General features: G+C 64.5%; 14 protein-coding genes. 5 read left to right on the top strand and 9 right to left on the bottom strand.

The genetic code is table 11. The annotated features are described in order from the left end of the window. Positions 1–43: 43 nt before the first annotated feature. A complete protein-coding gene (locus tag Q4E95_RS06365) occupies positions 44–991 on the bottom strand; it encodes a universal stress protein (RefSeq protein WP_303382520.1) in 948 nt (315 codons plus the stop codon). Positions 992–1,213: 222 nt separating this feature from the next. Here Q4E95_RS06365 and Q4E95_RS06360 point away from each other — a divergent pair, with 222 nt between their 5' ends. Further along, positions 1,214–2,605, top strand: a complete 1,392-nt coding sequence (locus Q4E95_RS06360) for a D-arabinono-1,4-lactone oxidase (protein WP_303382519.1) — start codon at positions 1,214–1,216, stop codon at positions 2,603–2,605. Between the two features lie 158 nt (positions 2,606–2,763). Here Q4E95_RS06360 and Q4E95_RS06355 read toward each other — a convergent pair whose 3' ends face one another. The 3 genes from Q4E95_RS06355 to Q4E95_RS06345 form a co-directional block, all read right to left on the bottom strand. After that, complete coding sequence (locus Q4E95_RS06355) at positions 2,764–3,381, bottom strand: hypothetical protein (RefSeq protein WP_303382518.1); 618 nt, start codon at positions 3,379–3,381, stop codon at positions 2,764–2,766. Positions 3,382–4,080: 699 nt separating this feature from the next. Beyond that, positions 4,081–5,502 (bottom strand): FAD-dependent oxidoreductase, encoded by a 1,422-nt coding sequence (locus tag Q4E95_RS06350; protein ID WP_303382517.1) that lies wholly within the window; start codon positions 5,500–5,502, stop codon positions 4,081–4,083. Positions 5,503–5,643: 141 nt separating this feature from the next. Then, positions 5,644–6,474, bottom strand: coding sequence for an HAD-IIA family hydrolase (locus Q4E95_RS06345; RefSeq protein ID WP_259914639.1), 831 nt, complete (start codon positions 6,472–6,474; stop codon positions 5,644–5,646). A gap of 224 nt (positions 6,475–6,698) precedes the next feature. On the opposite strand from Q4E95_RS06345, the gene Q4E95_RS06340 reads away from it, so the two are divergent. Continuing rightward, positions 6,699–8,162: an NCS2 family permease gene (locus Q4E95_RS06340; protein ID WP_303382516.1), complete on the top strand. Its 1,464-nt coding sequence runs from the start codon at positions 6,699–6,701 to the stop codon at positions 8,160–8,162. A 12-nt stretch (positions 8,163–8,174) separates the two neighbouring features. Here Q4E95_RS06340 and Q4E95_RS06335 read toward each other — a convergent pair whose 3' ends face one another. From Q4E95_RS06335 to Q4E95_RS06320, 4 genes are all read right to left on the bottom strand, one after another. Then, positions 8,175–9,083 (bottom strand): urea transporter, encoded by a 909-nt coding sequence (locus Q4E95_RS06335; protein ID WP_303382515.1) that lies wholly within the window; start codon positions 9,081–9,083, stop codon positions 8,175–8,177. 15 nt (positions 9,084–9,098) lie between these two features. Next, positions 9,099–9,461 (bottom strand): VOC family protein, encoded by a 363-nt coding sequence (locus Q4E95_RS06330; protein ID WP_303382514.1) that lies wholly within the window; start codon positions 9,459–9,461, stop codon positions 9,099–9,101. Positions 9,462–9,593: 132 nt separating this feature from the next. Further along, positions 9,594–10,529: a spermidine synthase gene (locus Q4E95_RS06325; RefSeq protein WP_303382513.1), complete on the bottom strand. Its 936-nt coding sequence runs from the start codon at positions 10,527–10,529 to the stop codon at positions 9,594–9,596. An 18-nt stretch (positions 10,530–10,547) separates the two neighbouring features. Beyond that, a complete protein-coding gene (locus Q4E95_RS06320) occupies positions 10,548–10,910 on the bottom strand; it encodes a thiamine-binding protein (RefSeq protein WP_259914624.1) in 363 nt (120 codons plus the stop codon). Between the two features lie 130 nt (positions 10,911–11,040). Here Q4E95_RS06320 and pta point away from each other — a divergent pair, with 130 nt between their 5' ends. The 3 genes from pta (at position 11,041) to Q4E95_RS06305 (ending at position 15,620) form a co-directional block, all read left to right on the top strand. Further along, entirely contained in the window at positions 11,041–13,134 is a 2,094-nt protein-coding gene (gene pta / locus Q4E95_RS06315) for a phosphate acetyltransferase (protein WP_303382512.1), read from the top strand. Positions 13,135–13,230: 96 nt separating this feature from the next. Next, a complete protein-coding gene (locus Q4E95_RS06310; protein WP_303382511.1) occupies positions 13,231–14,463 on the top strand; it encodes an acetate/propionate family kinase in 1,233 nt (410 codons plus the stop codon). A gap of 914 nt (positions 14,464–15,377) precedes the next feature. Continuing rightward, a complete protein-coding gene (locus tag Q4E95_RS06305) occupies positions 15,378–15,620 on the top strand; it encodes a hypothetical protein (RefSeq protein WP_259914619.1) in 243 nt (80 codons plus the stop codon). 92 nt (positions 15,621–15,712) lie between these two features. Here Q4E95_RS06305 and Q4E95_RS06300 read toward each other — a convergent pair. After that, positions 15,713–16,409 (bottom strand): hypothetical protein (locus tag Q4E95_RS06300; protein ID WP_303382510.1); only part of this gene is annotated, 697 nt, incomplete at its 5' end.

Genomic DNA, 16,409 nt, shown 5'->3' with positions numbered 1-16,409 from the left:
CAGTAGCTTAGAGGTAAACACCCCGGTTGCACAAACCCGACTATCACAGGGTGGCCTCGGGTCGATCGGCCAGACGATCGTCCTGGAAACCTTGGATGATCATGAGCGGTCCCGCGCTGTTATGGATCACACCCTGGGAAGTGGAACCCAGCAGCATCCCGGCGAATCCGCCGCGACCGCGAGTACCCATGACCACCAGGCGGTTGCGCTTGGACTGCTCCACCAGAACGTCGATCGGTGAGCCGTCCAACAGCTCGGCGGTGATCTCCAGATCCGGGAAGTGCCCGCGCAACCAGCGAACGGAAGCGTTGAGGGCGTCCGCGATTTCCTGGTAGATATTCGCGAAGTCCACGGGGGTGGGCATCCAGGACGCCGCGCCCGCCATGGGCGGCACCGCGCACACCACGTTGAGCGGAACGCCCAACAGCTGCGCCTCGTCCGCGGCGCGCAGCATGGCCACGCTGGAATGTTCGGATCCGTCCGAACCCACCGAAACGCCGTCGACGAAGGCCTTGGTCTCGTTGATGTCCCGCTCGAGCTGGTGTTCACGCGCCCACGGCAACGGAATGATGCCCACGGGACAATGCGCGTGGGCGGGCACCGCGGTGGACACGGAACCCAGCAAGCGCCCGAGCAGACCACCGCGGCCGCGGGAACCCAGGACCAACAGTTGAGCGGACTTGCTCAGTTCCAGGAGCACACCGGAGGGGTCCCCGGTTTCGACCGTGGACCGTATCTCCACGTTGAGGTTCTGCACATGCAGGGCGGCCTCGCGGACGAGCTCTTTGACGGCGTCTTCCAGGGCGGCCTGGTCGAACGCGGCGTACCCGACGTCGAACGTGGAACCGGCATAGATCGGCACCGAGTAGGCGCTCACCAGGTGAAGTGGCGCGCCACGGCGCTTCGCCTCACGGGCGGCCCAGCGCAGGGCTCCCAAGCTCTGATCCGTACCGTCCACACCCACGATAATTTCTCGGCCGTTCAAGGTCATGGCGTGTCTTCCTTTCGCCGATCCGTCACTTAAGCGTAGTCCTCGGGCCGCCCGGATGCCCGGGATTTTGGTGTTCGTGGAGGACAAGAGCTGGCTTTCAGCCCGTGGTGAGAAGATGGAGCGGGTCCGGAGGATGGTCCTAAGGAAAGCACCTGGATCGGCGTCACGGGTAGGAACCCGAACCCCGGTCCCAGGGAAAGGTTCTGAGGGAGGATACAAACCGTGAACGAGCAGTCTGCAACACCGGGCGAACCCGCAGAGTCGTCGTCCATGACCGCCAAGGCCGGCAAGGCCGGCAAGGATACGTGGCGTTCGTGGGGCGGTAACCTCACCGTGAAACCGGCGGTGATCGTGCGTCCCGAGAACACGGACCAGGTCGAACAGGTCCTGCGCGACGCCGCCGCACAGGGCCTTCGGGTTCGTCCGGCCGGTTCCGGGCAGAGCTTCTCTCCCCTGGTCCCCACCTCTGACGTGCTTCTGGATGCCACCGCACTCAGCGGGCTCAGCTCCATCGACACGGAGAAACAGCAGGTCACGGTGTTCGGCGGCACCACGATTCAGCAGATCTGCCAGATCCTGGAGGACCACGGACTTGCCCTGGCCAACATGCCGGACTTCACGGGCCAGACCATTGCCGGCGCCATCGCCACGGGCACTCACGGCACCGGCTTGGGGCAACCCTCCCTCTCGGAGCAGATCACGGAGATCACGCTGGCCACCCCGAGCGGCGAGCTGATCACGTGCTCCGAGTCCTCCCATCCAGAGATGCTGCGCGCCGCGCGCGTGCACCTGGGCGTCCTGGGCGTGATCGTGTCCGTCACCATCCAGTGCGTCAGCGCCTTCCGGCTGCACTGCGCCGAGTTCCGCGAGCCTCTCGACCGCCTGGTGGATTCATTGGCCGAGCGGATGTCCGGCGCCGACCACTTCGAATTCTTCTGGATGCCCGGCCGCTCCACCGTGCACACCCGCATTCTCAGCCGACTGCACCGTCTCCCGGACACCTATACGCGCCCGGCCTCACCGCTCTCGCGGGCCCTCCGCCGAGCGGACGACGCCGTTCTGCGCACCTCCCTGACCTCCGGCCTGGGCCGCTTGGCTTCCGTGGCACCCAAAACCGTGCCCGGTCTGAACACGTTGGAATCCATGTCCAAGAGCTCCCGGCGCTACACCGACGTGTCCTACCGGGTGTTCACCGCCCCGCGCGCAGTACGTTTCGTGTCCACCGAGTACGCCTTGCCCCTGGAAAACACTGCCGCGGCGTTCAGCGAGCTGAAAGATCTGGTGGACCGGGAGGGTTACACCCTGTCCTTCCCCGTCCTGGTGCGCTGTTCACCTCCGGAGCAGGGGTACCTCTCCCCCTCCGCGGGCCGTTACACCGGGTGGATCAGCCTGCGCCAGTACGGCAAACGCCCCTACGAAGAGTTCTTCCGGGCCGCCGAGCACATTTTCCTGAACCACGGTGGCCGCCCGCACTGGGGAGTCATCCACACTCAAACCGCCGAGACCCTCAAGCCCATGTACTCGAACTGGGATGATTTCCTGGCAGTCCGCTCCGAGCTGGACCCCCACGGCTTACTCCTCAACGACCACACGAGATTGCTGCTGGGCCTGTAGTCGAACATTCCGGCGACCAGCCGCATTCTGATCGACGGCACGACCGTCAGTTCCACCCACCTGCAAATTGGTCGACGGTAAGACCCTAGAAGTTGGATTTCCTGGCTCTACCGTTCATCAGATGACGAGGGGCGTGGGAGTCGTGGTTCTATCGTTGATCAGCTTGCGCGCTGGGATCCACGGTTGAGCCTTTCGGCCAACCACTGCAGCCATTTCCAGCGGAGAGCGGGGTTTTCGAGGTCATCAAAGACCAGAACATTGAGATCCCACCCGTGGTCTTGAAACGTACGGATGCGATTCATTTCGGTGCCGTACGTACGGCGATCCAAGAGATGGATTTCTCCGTTGTATTCGATGCCCAATCGCAACTCGGGCCAGGAAAGGTCCGGGTAGGTAAGTTGTCCGTCGATCATCACGGGGTGGTTCAAGGCAGGTTCTGGAAATCCTTGGGTAACAACCATTCGTCGCACCAACGTTTCCATCGGTGACCACACTGGTTCTGCCGCGCCACGCAGTGCACGTTTTACGGCCATGACCGATGGGTTGCGAACCGGAAAGTGTGTCAAGGCCGCGGCAATGTCACTCATTGTCAATGCCGGTTGCGCCGTGAACTCCGGAATCTGCAAAGCCCCCGACATCAGGGCATCAAGACAGGCAGTCAGCCGCCATTGCGACAGATAGGGCGCCGCGGCAACCAGAGCTTCGACGGGGTGGACCAGGCGCGTGCCCCAAGGACCCGCGTAGGTGTTCAGGCCAGAGGACTTGGTCAATCGCATTCCCCGCTCACGCACTGTGGGACGGGATTCGGACCACGCAAGATGTGGGACTTCGAAAGCCCTACTCACATCTCGTGCGCGCATTGGTGGTGGATCGCCCAGGAATTCATTGACCCACCGTTTGGTGTATCCAACCGGCAGCGTGAACAACTGCAGCGCGTGAAGACCGGTGATACTCAGACCCACACCATGTTGTGAGTAATGCTCGTGCAACAGCAGGGACTTCTGGACCGGCTTCGGCGGAGCATTCGAACAAACCCACGTGCCGCGAAGCAACTTGTGCGTGCCCGGGCGTCTCTCAAGATCCCGAGCTCGACTTCCCAGCTCTGCGGTGGACCTAATGAGCGGGCGCGGCCCCAGCGCCAAGGGTTCACCGAGTTTCTTCATGCTGCACAGGCTACGAAGCACGCAGGCGACGAGAAACAGCGTTTGCCCGATGTGGAGTTCACGTGACCGCGCACTCTGGTCGACGTTAAAACCAGTGCCCCGAACCGCGCTGCAAGTTGATCGACACTACGACCCTGCGAACCGGCTTTTAGGGCCGTACCGTCGACCAGAGTGCAACGGCCTCTGGCCGAGGGGCCGTACCGTCGACCAGAGTGCAACCAGCCCGCCACAGACACCACCGCCCCACCCAGCCCGGGGTGAACGCGGGAACTGGAGGGGGCGGCGGCGTCGGCGGACAGCGGTCGACGAGGACTAGCTGCGAGCGGGGACCCCGCGGCGGGAGACCGAGAGCATCTCGTCGCGGTCGACCACCTTGACGCGTTCGCGGGGATTGCCCTCGGCGTCGTGAGAGGACTGGCCGAGGCTCTGCTCGTATTCGTCCAGGTCCAACCAGCCGTCCCAGGTGGTGTATTCGACACCCTTTTCCTCGAGCAACGACTCGATGGCCGAGGGTTCCGGGAAATCCGGATCGGCCAGGGCGGTGCGGTCCTCGAGCAGGTGGTTGATGGTCTCGAGGGCATCGGACTTGGTGGCGCCAATCAGGCCCACGGGACCGCGCTTGATCCAGCCGGTCGCATAAACGCCCGGTATCACGGCGCCCTCGGCGTCGACCACGCGGCCTTCCTGGTTGAGGACCACGCCGCGTTCGGGGTTGAACGGGACCTCCGGAAGCGGCGAGCCCAGATACCCGATGGCGTGGTAAACGGCCTGGACCGGGTAATCGATGTACTCACCGGTGGCGGTGACGGAGGCATCACCGTTGAGGCGGGTGCGTTCCATGCGGATGCCGCTGACCTTGCCGTCCTCGTCACCCAGGATCTCGGACGGAGTCTGCAGGAAGTGCAGGTGCAGGCGGCGGGATGCGGTCTTGGGCGAATCGTCCTCGCGCCACTTCTGCAAGGTCTTCATCATGACCTTGGTCTGGTTGTTCTCGACCATGGCCTGCTCGGAGGCCTCGTCGAATTGGAAGTCCTCGTCGTAGAGCACGATGTCCACGTCGCGGGACTTGGCCAGCTCACGCAGCTCGAGCGGGGTGAACTTGATCTGAGCGGGGCCCCGGCGACCGAACACGTGAACGTCCGTGACCGGCGAATCGCGCAGTCCCTGGTAAACGTTGCCCGGGATCTCGGTGACCAGCATGTCATCCGCGTGCTTGGACAGCACTCGGGCCACGTCCAGCGCCACGTTACCGTTACCGATGACCGCAACTTCCTTGGCGTTGAGCGGCCAGGTCCGCGGGTAGTCGGGGTGACCGTCGTACCATGCGACGAACTTTGCGGCGCCGTAGGAACCATCCAGATCCGAACCGGGAATCTCCAGCGGAGCGTCGTTGACAGCGCCGGTGGCGAAAATCACGGCGTCGTAATGCGACAGGAATTCCCCCAACGTGAGGTCCTTGCCGTACTCCACGTTGCCGAAGAAGCGGATGTCGCCGCGGCCCAGAATCGAGCGCAACGCAGTGATGATGCCCTTGATACGCGGGTGATCCGGGGCCACACCGTAGCGGATCAGACCGAACGGGGTGGGGTAGCGGTCGTACAGATCAACGCTGACTTCCAGCTCGCCTTCCCGCACGGCCTCGGACTTTGTGAGCATGTCAGCGGCGTAAATGCCCGCCGGACCCGCTCCGATCACGGCAACGCGCAACGGACGTGCTGAAGTAGGTGCTGTCACAGCTGGTATTTCCTTTCAACGCGCACGCACACTCGCGTGCCTGCGGGGACTGGGTTCTACGGTAGTGAAATTTGGGCAATCACACACACCGGGCCACCCCCGCGTAATGTTCCGTCACACCCGGGTCAGACGATATTCGATTTACGACGCCGCCCCGGCCGCGTCCTGCCCGTCGACAGTGAGTAGTTCCACCAGGTCGGCCACCGAATCCAGCGCCAGGGTGGGTCGGAACGGGAACCGCTCCACGTCCTGGGGCGTGGTCACGCCGCTGTAGACCAGAACGGTCCGCAGGCCCGCCTCCATACCGGAGACGATGTCCGTGTCCATCCGGTCACCCAGCATGGCGGTGGTCTCCGAGTGCCCACCGATCTGGTTGAGGGCGGAGCGGAACATCATGGGGTTCGGCTTGCCCACCACGTAAGGGTGGAGGTTGGTGGCCGCCGTGATCAGGGCCGCAACCGATCCCGTGGCCGGCATGGGCCCCTCCGGCGATGGTCCGGTGGTATCCGGGTTGGTCGAGATGAAACGCGCACCGTTGAGGATCAACCGGATCGCGTTGGTAATGGCCTCGAACGAATACGTTCGGGTCTCACCCAGGACCACGTAATCGCAATCGGTGTCCGTCAGGACGAACCCCGCCTCATGCAAAGCCGTGGTCAACCCCGCTTCTCCGATCACGTAAGCGCGGGAACCGGCGTTCTGATTCTTGAGGAACTGCGCGGTGGCCAGCGCGGACGTCCAGAGATTTTCCTCCGCCACATGCAGTCCCGAGCGCGCCAACCGAGCCGCCAGATCGCGAGGGGTGTAAATGGAGTTGTTGGTCAGCACCAGGTACTCCTGGCCCCGTTCTTCCCACAGCTCCAGGAGCTCCGCCGCACCGGGGATGGCCGTGTTCTCGCGGACCAGCACACCGTCCATGTCGGTGAGCCACGTGGTGACGTGGGTGAATTGTGCCTCTGCGGACTTCGTCATGAGCTTTGTCCTTCCCGGGCAATCATCGTTCCCCTGGCACCAGCGTACTGAGGACGGGCCAGCACGGCTGTGAGTTGAGCAACACCGCGCCAGTGAAGGCAATCACGCGAGAACCCTGACCGCGGCAGCGGCTGCGCCGTCGGCGTAGTATTTCTACACAAACGCCCCCATTCCGGTAGCCGTACCGTGCGCTGCCGTTGTGCCTTTGACCCGTGAGGATCTTCATGTCGTCACCGACCAAGCCCGCTTCGCAAACGCGCGAACCCCGCGGAGCGCTGGACCGCTTCTTCTACATTTCCGAACGCGGTTCCACCGTGGGACGAGAAATTCGCGGTGGCCTGGCCACCTTCATCGCCATGAGCTACATCGTGGTGCTGAACCCACTCGTCCTGGGCTACGGTCCGGACGGCGCCGGAAATATCTTGGGTGGCGAGCGCGTGGCCGCCGTGACCGCTCTGGTCGCGGGCGTACTGACCATTGCCATGGGCGTGTGGGCCAAATCCCCGTTCGCGCTGGCCACCGGATTGGGCGTGAACGCGTTCCTGGCGGTCACGATCGCCACGAATCCGGGTCTGACCTGGCCCGAGGTCATGGGATTGGTCATCTGGGCCGGTCTGATCATGGTGGTGCTGGTGCTCACCGGTTTCCGCACCGCGGTGTTCAACGCGGTGCCACCGTCTTTGAAGACCGCGATCGTGGTGGGCATCGGTCTGTTCATTGCGCTGATCGGGTTCGTGAATGCGGGCTTCGTGCGCCGCATCCCGGACGCCGCCGGCACCACCGTTCCCGTGCAGATGGGCACCGGCGGTGAACTGTTCGGTTGGCCCACCCTCACGTTCGTGGTGGGCCTGCTGCTGACCGTGGCGCTGCTGGTGCGCAACGTGCGCGGCGGCATTTTGATCGCGGTGGTTGCAACCACCATCTTCGCCCACATCCTCGAGGCGGTCTCCCCGTCCGGTTCCTCCGTGGACAACCCCAACGGCTGGTCCCTGGTGGTCCCCGCCAATCCCGAGGGCCTGTTCGCGCTCCCCGACCTCTCCCTGATCGGCTCGGCCGCCCCCATCGACGCCTTCCGCGAACTGGGCGTGATCGCGTGCATGCTGCTGATCTTCACCATTTTGCTGTCCATTTTCTTCGACGCCATGGGCACCATGGTGGGCCTCTCCCAGCAGGCCGGGTTGGTCGACAAGAACGGTCAGATCGAGCGCGTGGACCGCGTGCTGCTGGTCGACGCGCTCGGCGCCGTGGCCGGTGGCGCGGGCTCGGTCTCGTCCAACCAGATTTTCGTGGAGTCCTCCACCGGTATCGCCGACGGCGCTCGCACCGGCCTGGCCAACGTGGTCACCGGCATCATGTTCCTGCTGGCCATGTTCTTGACCCCGCTGGTCAACGTGGTGCCCTTCGAGGCCGTGGCCCCGGCCATGGTGGTCGTGGGATTCCTGATGGCCAAGAACGTGGTGCACATCGACTGGGAGGACTGGGGCGTTTCCGTTCCCGCGTTCCTGACCTTCGCCGTCATGCCGTTCACCTACTCCATTGCGCACGGCATTGGCGCGGGCTTCGTGTCCTTCGTGTTCATCCGCCTGGTGCAGGGCCGCTGGCGCGACGTCCACCCGCTCATGTACGTGGTGGCCGGCGCGTTCGTGGTCTTCTTCGGCATTGCCGTGATCGAGGGCTGGACGGCGTAGCTCGCTCTTCGACTACGACGCCGCCCGGGCCACTTCCCGTCGCGCCCACCGGTGCTGCGCGATCAGTACCGCCCACGTGGTCAGCACGAACGGCCACGTGTACATGGCCATCCCGGTGTACTGCAGCGCCCCCCACAGCGGGACCGTGAGGCACGCACCCGCCAAGGGGACGATCAGGCGGACCGCGCGAGCGGCGTCGGCGGGTGGGAAGAGCGCACCCAGGGCAAGGGCGGTCAAGAAGCCGCAGTAGCCGGCCAGGCCCGCCGCGGCGGGTTCTCCACCGAGGATCCAGAAGCCCAGGGCCGTGGCTGCCACTGCACCGGTGAGCGACCACAGGCCCTCGCGCGCTCCGGCGAGAAACATGAGGGCGAGGACCACCAGGCCCGTCAGCAGGTGATCGGTCAGGAGGACTTGCGCGCAGGCCCGGAGCGTTCCGCTGACGAGATCAGGGAGCGGCCCGATCGACTCGAACGGCGGCACCGCGGAGACGTCTTGATGCCACCGCCCGAAGACCGGGTTCAGCGCAGAGTTCACCGCGCAGAACGGGCCCGTGAGCATGGGCAACCAGGTGAAGATGCGTATTCGTTCGAGGACCCGTACGAACAACGCGCACAGAGCGCTGCCCAGGACGGTCCAGGTGAGCGCGGCGGTAGAGGGGCCGCACGCGAGCAACGCCGCGCACCCGGTGAGGGCTCCGCAGAACCCGTGAATGCCGTCCGCGGCGTCGCGATGCGCTGACACGGACCTCGGCCGGCGCAGCAGCAGGGATACTCCGGTCTGCACCGCGGCGCCGAGCACCGCGGCACCCGCCAACCACGGGGACGCCACCGTCAGGGCCAGCAGGACCACCAGACCGCTGAGTGTGGCGCGCTGGAAGAAGATCTGCCCCTGGGATCTGATCAGCGCGCGGACCAGCCACACACTGGCGAGTATGGGTTAATCCTGCGGATCCGAGAGGATGCAGAACTCATTACCCTCCGGGTCGGCGAGCACCACCCAGCTGTCCTTGCTGGTTTGGCCCACGTCCACCCTGTAGGCGCCCAGGGATTCAACGCGTGCCACTTCCGCGTCCTGGTTCGAGTCGAGGGCCCGGATGTCCAGGTGCAGCCGATTTTTCACGGTCTTGCCCTCCGGAACTTGCAGAAAGTCCAGCCGCGGGCCCTGCCCCTCGGTGGGCGTGGTGCTGACGAAGCCCTCTTCCTCGTCATCGATCCGGTAGTTCAGAACCTCACACCAGAAGCGGGCGAGGGCTTTCGGGTCCTGGGCGTCAATGGCCAGTGAGCTCACGTAGCTAGTCATGGGCCCACGCTACGGTGACCCGGCGTGGAACGGGAGGGCCCGGAGCCATCTGGTCCGGGTTTACTGCACGGTAGGCCGGGCTACTGCGCAGTAAAGCCGGAAGAAATGGTGCGCTGGACCATGACGGGTGGCTCACGCGCCCGTAATGGTCCCCACCGCCGGCATCTGGTCCGCCGGTTTGTCGTGCCACGGCTGCGTTTCGGCCGCGAGCTGGCGGCACCACGCGGTGTCCTTGTACTGCGCGGGCAGCGGCCCACCCAACAGTTCCTTGGCCAGGGCGGCACCCGCCTCGGATCCGGGCTCGGGCAGCGGTGCGTGCGAGGCAGCCAACACCACGTTGCCGTATCGGCGCCCCTTCAGCATGGCGGGATCCGCAACCGCACCCACGTGCTCGAACACCTCCAGCAGTGCAGCCAGTTCCGCGCGGGTTCCCTTGAGATTGCGGGTGTCCCCCACGTTCATGAGGTAGATGCCGTCCGGTGTCAGCACTCGATCCACGTGCCGCGCGAACTCCACAGTCCGCATATGCCCCGGTGTTTGCTCGCCGGCAAACACATCACGCAGGATCACCTCCCGCGATGACTCATGCAGTGATTCAGTGACTTCACGGGCTTCCCCGGCTCGGATCCGAAGGAGGGGTGCGCGGGGCAGATCGAGCCATTCCCGGACCAGGCGCGTGAGTGCGGCGTCGAGCTCCACGACCACCTGGCGGGCAGCGGGATAGCGCCATGCGAGGTAGCGCGCCATGGAACACGCGCCGCCGCCCAGGTGCAAAAGGCGCAGGGTGGTGGGGTCCAGGTGGCGGTCCACGTGCTCTTCGGCGAGCGCGCTGAACCACCTCATGTACTCGAATTCGAGCTGGTCCGGTCGGTCCGGCACGATGTGCGATGACGGCACACCGTTGACCCTCAGCACCCACGCGCCGGGCACGTACGAGTCATGTTCGAGCTGCACGGTTCCGGTGTCGGTGTGCCAGGTACCTTCGTTCAGGCCCGCCGCGTCCGACGACGCCGCGCTCACCGTCTCTGCCTGATCCCGCCGATTCTTACGGTTACGTTTTTTGCTCACTGGCCCCGGGACGCCCGGTTACTTCTGATCCGCGGAACCGGACGTGATGCCGCGGCGTTCCCGAGCACGGTTGAGTTCGTGACTGTGAATGGCAGCCTCGAGGCGCTCGACCTTACCGGAAAGCTCTCCGGTGTGACCGGGCCGGATGTCCGCCTTGAGCACCAGGGACACGCGCGGGCCGTACTCCGCCACCGCAGCGGTGGCCTGGCGGACCACTTCCATGCATTCATTCCATTCACCCTCGATGGTGGTGAACATGGAATCGGTGCGATTGGGGAGCCCGGATTCGCGGACCACGTGGACGGCGGCGGCCACGGCGTCGTGAACGGAAGCGTCGGGGTTGTCCCCGCCACTGGGAGAGACTGAGAAGGCGACCAACATGCTTCCAGTGTGGCACTTCTCTTACCGAAGCACCCGTGAAACCCTCGGTATTCCCACCTTTGTTGCCGCGCTGCACACGTGGCGTCTCTAAACTGAGACAGCAGACCGCCAACCGAAAGGGACCACCTCCATGACCCAGGGCATCTACGTTTCCGCCATGACACCGCAGTCCGGCAAGACACTGGTGGCATTGGGGCTGGCGGACACGCTGTTCAACAGCACGGACAAACTGGGGTTCTTCCGCCCCGTGCATGACGGTGACTCCCCCGAGCAGGACTCCGCGCTCCAACTCATGAAGCGCACGTTCGATCTGCCCGACTCCCGCTGCCGCGGCGGCGTCTCCCTGGCTCGCACGCGGGAGATCCTGGCCTCCGGTGATCACGACGAGCTGGATTCCGCGGCGGTCTCCATTTACTCCGAGATGGCCCGCGAGTGCGATGTGATCCTGGTGGACGGCACCGACCTGGTCGCCCACAACGCGGCCACCGCAGAGTTCGACCTCAACGCTCGCCTGGCCAACAACATGGGGTGTTCGGTCGCCGCGGTCATCAGCGCTCACGATGCGGGGTCCGTGGAGGACACCGTCAACGCCGTGGACGTCACCCGCACCGAGCTCCGCCAGGCCGGTTGCGACATCTACGCGGTCATCGTCAACCGTGCCGCGCCCGACCAGATCGAAGAACTGACCCGGCGCGCCAAACCCGGTGCCCACAACCTGCCGGTCTACGTCATCCCCGAGGTCACCGCGATCTCCCATCCCACCATTGCAGAACTCGTGGACGCGCAGGGCTTCGGCACCGACCTCAATGACAACTCCCTGGACCGTGACATCAAGGGCATCAAGATCGCGGCCATGACCGTGGGGCATTTCCTGGATCAGCTCACCGACGGTGACCTGGTGATCACCCCCGGTGACCGGACGGACGTGATGTCGGCGACCCTGGCGTCGTCGTTCGCGGCGTCATTACCGGTGCCCTCGGGCATGCTGCTGACCGGTGGTTTCCGCCCGGAAGGTGCGGTCGCGTCATTGTTGGCCGCCGCGCCGTTCCCGGTGCTGACCACCGATCGTGACACCTTCAACTCGGCCAGCGCGGTGGCCTCCACGCGCGGCACGCTGGGCGGCGCCCACCCCCGCAAGGTCGCGGCGGCCCGCGGCGCGTGGTCCCAGTACGTGGACAGCGACGAGCTGGCCGGGCGCATGAACCTGCCGCGGCCCGTGAAGCGCACCCCGCTGCGCTTCCTGCACGAGCTCGTGGAATCCGCGCGCGCCGATCGCAAACACGTGGTGCTGCCCGAGGGTGAGGACCCCCGCATCCTGCGCGCGGCGGAGATGATCCACCGGCGCAACTTCTGCGACCTCACCATCCTGGGCGATCCGGAACAGATCAGGACCCTGGCGCAGTCCGAGGGCATCGACCTGGATTTCGAGGCCGAGGGGCTCAACCTGATCGATTTCCAGCACGACGACGAACTGCGCGGTCGCTACGCGGACGAGTACGTGAAGCTGCGTTCGCACAAGGGGGTGACCAAGGAACAGGCGCTCGAACGTATGGCCGACGGTTCATACTTCGGCACCATGATGGTTCAGCTGGGCGATGTGGACGGCATGGTCTCCGGTGCCGTGCACACGACCGCCAACACCATCCGCCCCGCCCTGGAGTTCGTGAAGACCCGCGAGGGTGTCAACATCGTGTCCTCGGTCTTCTTCATGCTGCTGGCCGATCGCGCCTTGGTTTACGGTGATTGCGCCGTGAACCCCAACCCGGATGAGCAGGCCCTGGCGGACATCGCGCTGGCCTCCGCGCAGACCGCCGAGCAGTTCGGTGTGGACCCCAAGGTGGCCATGCTCTCCTACTCGACCGGTGGTTCCGGTTCGGGTGAGGACGTAGAGCGTGTTCGGGCGGCCACCGAGCTGGTTCGGGCCAGCAATCCCGACTTCGAGGTCGAGGGCCCCATCCAATACGACGCCGCGGTGGACGCCTCCATCGCCAAGTCCAAACTGCCCGAGTCCCACGTGGCCGGTCAGGCAACCGTGTTCATTTTCCCGGACCTCAACACCGGCAACAACACCTACAAGGCGGTCCAGCAGTCCGCGGGCGCGGTGGCCGTGGGCCCGGTGCTGCAGGGCCTGCGCAAGCCGGTCAACGACCTGTCCCGCGGCTGCACGGTGGACGACATCGTCAACACCGTGGCCATCACGGCCATCCAGGCCCAGAGCCTCTAGTACGCACGACGCGGCTCGCGAGGTTCGCGGACGGCGTCGCCCCTTCGATCAGTTCACCAGAGGCGCCCACCGACCGGGCGCGCGGAAGGACCCATCATGCTCGTGCTCGTTGTCAATTGCGGATCATCGTCGATCAAGTACCAGGTGCGCGAGGTGACCACGGCGGATGAACCGACCAATCCGTACACCTCCTCCATGCCGGCCATCAACGAGAACGTACCGCTGGCCCGGGCGACCGAGGGTGTCGAGACCGATGAAATCATCACCAAAGGTCTGATCCAGAACATCGGCACGTCCGAGATCAAGGACCACACGCAGGCGCTGGAGATCCTGGCCGAGCGGCTCGATGAAGAGCTGGGTGGGCGCACCATTGACGCCGCCGGGCACCGCGTGGTCCACGGTGGTGAGAGGTTTTCCGCGCCGGTGCTGGTCAACAACGAGATCATCCGCGCGATCGAACGCCTGGCACCCCTGGCTCCGCTGCATAACCCCGCCTCGGCGTTGGGGTTGCGTGCCATCCAGAAGACCTGGCCGCACATGCCGCAGGTGTGCGTGTTCGATACCGCCTTCCACCGCACCATGCCCGAGAAGGCCTGGCGCTATGCGATTCCCGAGGAAATGTATGTCATGCACGGCATGCGTCGCTACGGGTTCCACGGTACGTCCCACGACTACGTGACGGGCAAGGCCTGCGATGTGCTGGGGATTCCGCGTGAGCAGTTCAACGGCATTGTGGCGCACCTGGGCAATGGCGCCTCTGTCACGGCCATCCGCAACGGTGAATCCTTCGATACCTCCATGGGTTACACGCCGCTGGCCGGCCTGATCATGGGTACGCGTTCCGGCGATCTGGACCCCTCCGTGGTCACCGCCATGCTGGACCGCAACCCCGCAATGACCGCCAAGGAACTGGACAGGATCCTCAACAAGGAGTCCGGTCTGCAGGGCATTTCCGGTGATTCCGATATGCGCGCCGTGGAGCAGCGAGCGGCCAACGGTGATGAAAAGGCCCAGCTGGCGCTGGACATGGCGGCGTACCGGTTGGCCAAGTACATCGGTGGCTATCACGTGGCCGTGGGTGGCGCTCAGGCCCTGATCTTCACAGCGGGTATTGGTGAGAACTCGCCGGAGTTCCGCACGCGGGTGTGCAATGAACTGGGTGCATTGGGTATAGCACTGGATCCCGAGTTGAATGCCTCCCCCGAGGGCGACGTGGCGCGGATCAGCACGTCCGAGTCGGCAATCGAGGTGCTGGTGATCAGCACGGATGAGGAACGAGCCATCGCCGAGGCCACGGCGGCGCTGGTGCGGGAGCGGGTGAAGAAGTAGCTCCGCCGCCCCGCCCCTGAACACTTGAGTCCGTAAAACTGCATTCTGACCGGTTAGAAGAGCAGTTTTGCGGACTCAAGTGTTGTAGGCCCTGAGAATTCCGGAGTGCGCCCTCCACAATCTCCCTGGGTGGCTGCGGACCTTCACGGGAATTCATAGTCTCCGGTTATGCCGCCACTCATTCGCATGCCTGATCTGGGGATCAAGCCCCTCGTGGGCACAAGTTCGGCATGGGGTGGAGCTTCTAGGTCATTGAACCGTGACACCCATATGCGGCGACTCACCGACAGACACTGGGTCCGCACCTCCGGGCCACTTGATGCACTTCAACGTGCAGCGTTAATGCACCACGTTCTGGACCGTCCGGGGTCAGGGCTGCGAGTCACGGGGCTGACTGCCTTACAGCTCTATGGTCTCCCCGTAGGGTTGCCCGATGCGGACCTGGATCACGTGCTCGGCCATGCGCCACCCGTACGTGTCGGGGAGTATCGGAAGATGCTGGCTACTCCTTACCTCTCCTGGTTAGGCCTCCGGCGGAAGTGTCCGGATAAGACCACGCTGGTGACCAAGTCGTATGGCCTGGGTCGGTTTCCCGGCCCGTGGGGGAGCATGTTGGCCGACCCTGTTGAGGCACTCGTAGTGGCTGCCCCTTACTTGGCCCGCCGGCGAATGACGTCATGTCTTGACGCCCTCATGACTCGTAACATCAGATCCCCCGCTGGCAAGTCATTCCCGTTGTACAGCCGAGAATTTCTGGATCGACGGATCGACAAACTGCCTCCTACCTCCCGTACCGTGCGGAACGTTCGAGCTGCCCTTAATGCCGCCGTTGAAGGCGCCTGGCCCCCACTGAGTCCCTGACTCGAATAATTGTTGTTGCTCATGGGTTTTCGCCGCCCGCTCTGAATTTCCACGTGGTCCTGGACGGCGTCGATCGCTACCTGGATCTGGCCTGGCCGGAACCCAGGATTGCTGTCGAGTACAACGGTGCCGATCACGTGGACCGTCGTCAGTACGGCGATGAGATGTTCCGCCGTCACCGTCTCGAGGACAACGGTTGGCGGGTGCGATACGTCGTGTGGGAAGACCTGATTGACACGCAACGCCGCCATCTGTTGATCGAATGGCTGCCACAGCAGCTCGGGCAGCGGGGGTAAACAATCCAGTCCGTAATAGTGCGGACCTCAAGCCCCACGATGCACTCTTGGGGACCGGAAAGTTCGGGCACCGTGAATCCCCGCGCTAATCATCACTCCAAACGCTCGATGTCGGACAACTTTTTGAGGCGAGCGAGTGCGAAGATCAACATCGCACCGAGGAACCACCAAGCCCCCGTGGACAGCGACATGTATTGCAACAGCACCACCAATAGCACGGCGGGAACGAGCCCCTGGAACATCCATACGATCCGCGCGATGGCTGACAGGTCCCCCATGGGTGTGACCACGCCAGTCATCATCTCTGCGGGCAGGGCCCCGGCGCCGCTCAGACTCAGCTTGATGAGCGGCGGAAGGAGGAAGAGGATCAGGAACGCCGCAGGGACAATGGTCGTTCCCAGGAACAACCATTCCCCCGCGACAAACGCCAAGGCCAAGCTCAATGCGCTCAAGAGCACTGGCAGGATCAGGTGCCGGACCGCCGTGCCCCAGACACCCTGCGGAAGAATTCGATCCGCGCCCACGGATTCCAGGTAGTCATTCAGCCCCTTGGCCAGCACGCCGAAGACCCCCTGCAGCACCACAACCGCCAGCGCCATCAGCAGCGGATCAGGACCAAAAACGGTCACGACGGCACCCGCGCAGAAACTCAGGAGCAGCGCACCCATGAGCCGAAAAGGCCGCCGAACAAGTGTCAGTGCATCCACGGACACCGCATTCAGCCAGGAATAAGGGCCCAGGGCCAGCCGAGAACCCCGGAAGAACCGCCGCACCGTCCCACCGGTCGAA

It is taken from the genome of Kocuria sp., assembly GCF_030536815.1.
GTDB classification, from domain to species: Bacteria; Actinomycetota; Actinomycetes; order Actinomycetales; family Micrococcaceae; genus Kocuria; species Kocuria gwangalliensis.
Note: the sequence above shows the minus strand (reverse complement) of the source record. Positions and strands in the feature narration are given on the sequence as shown.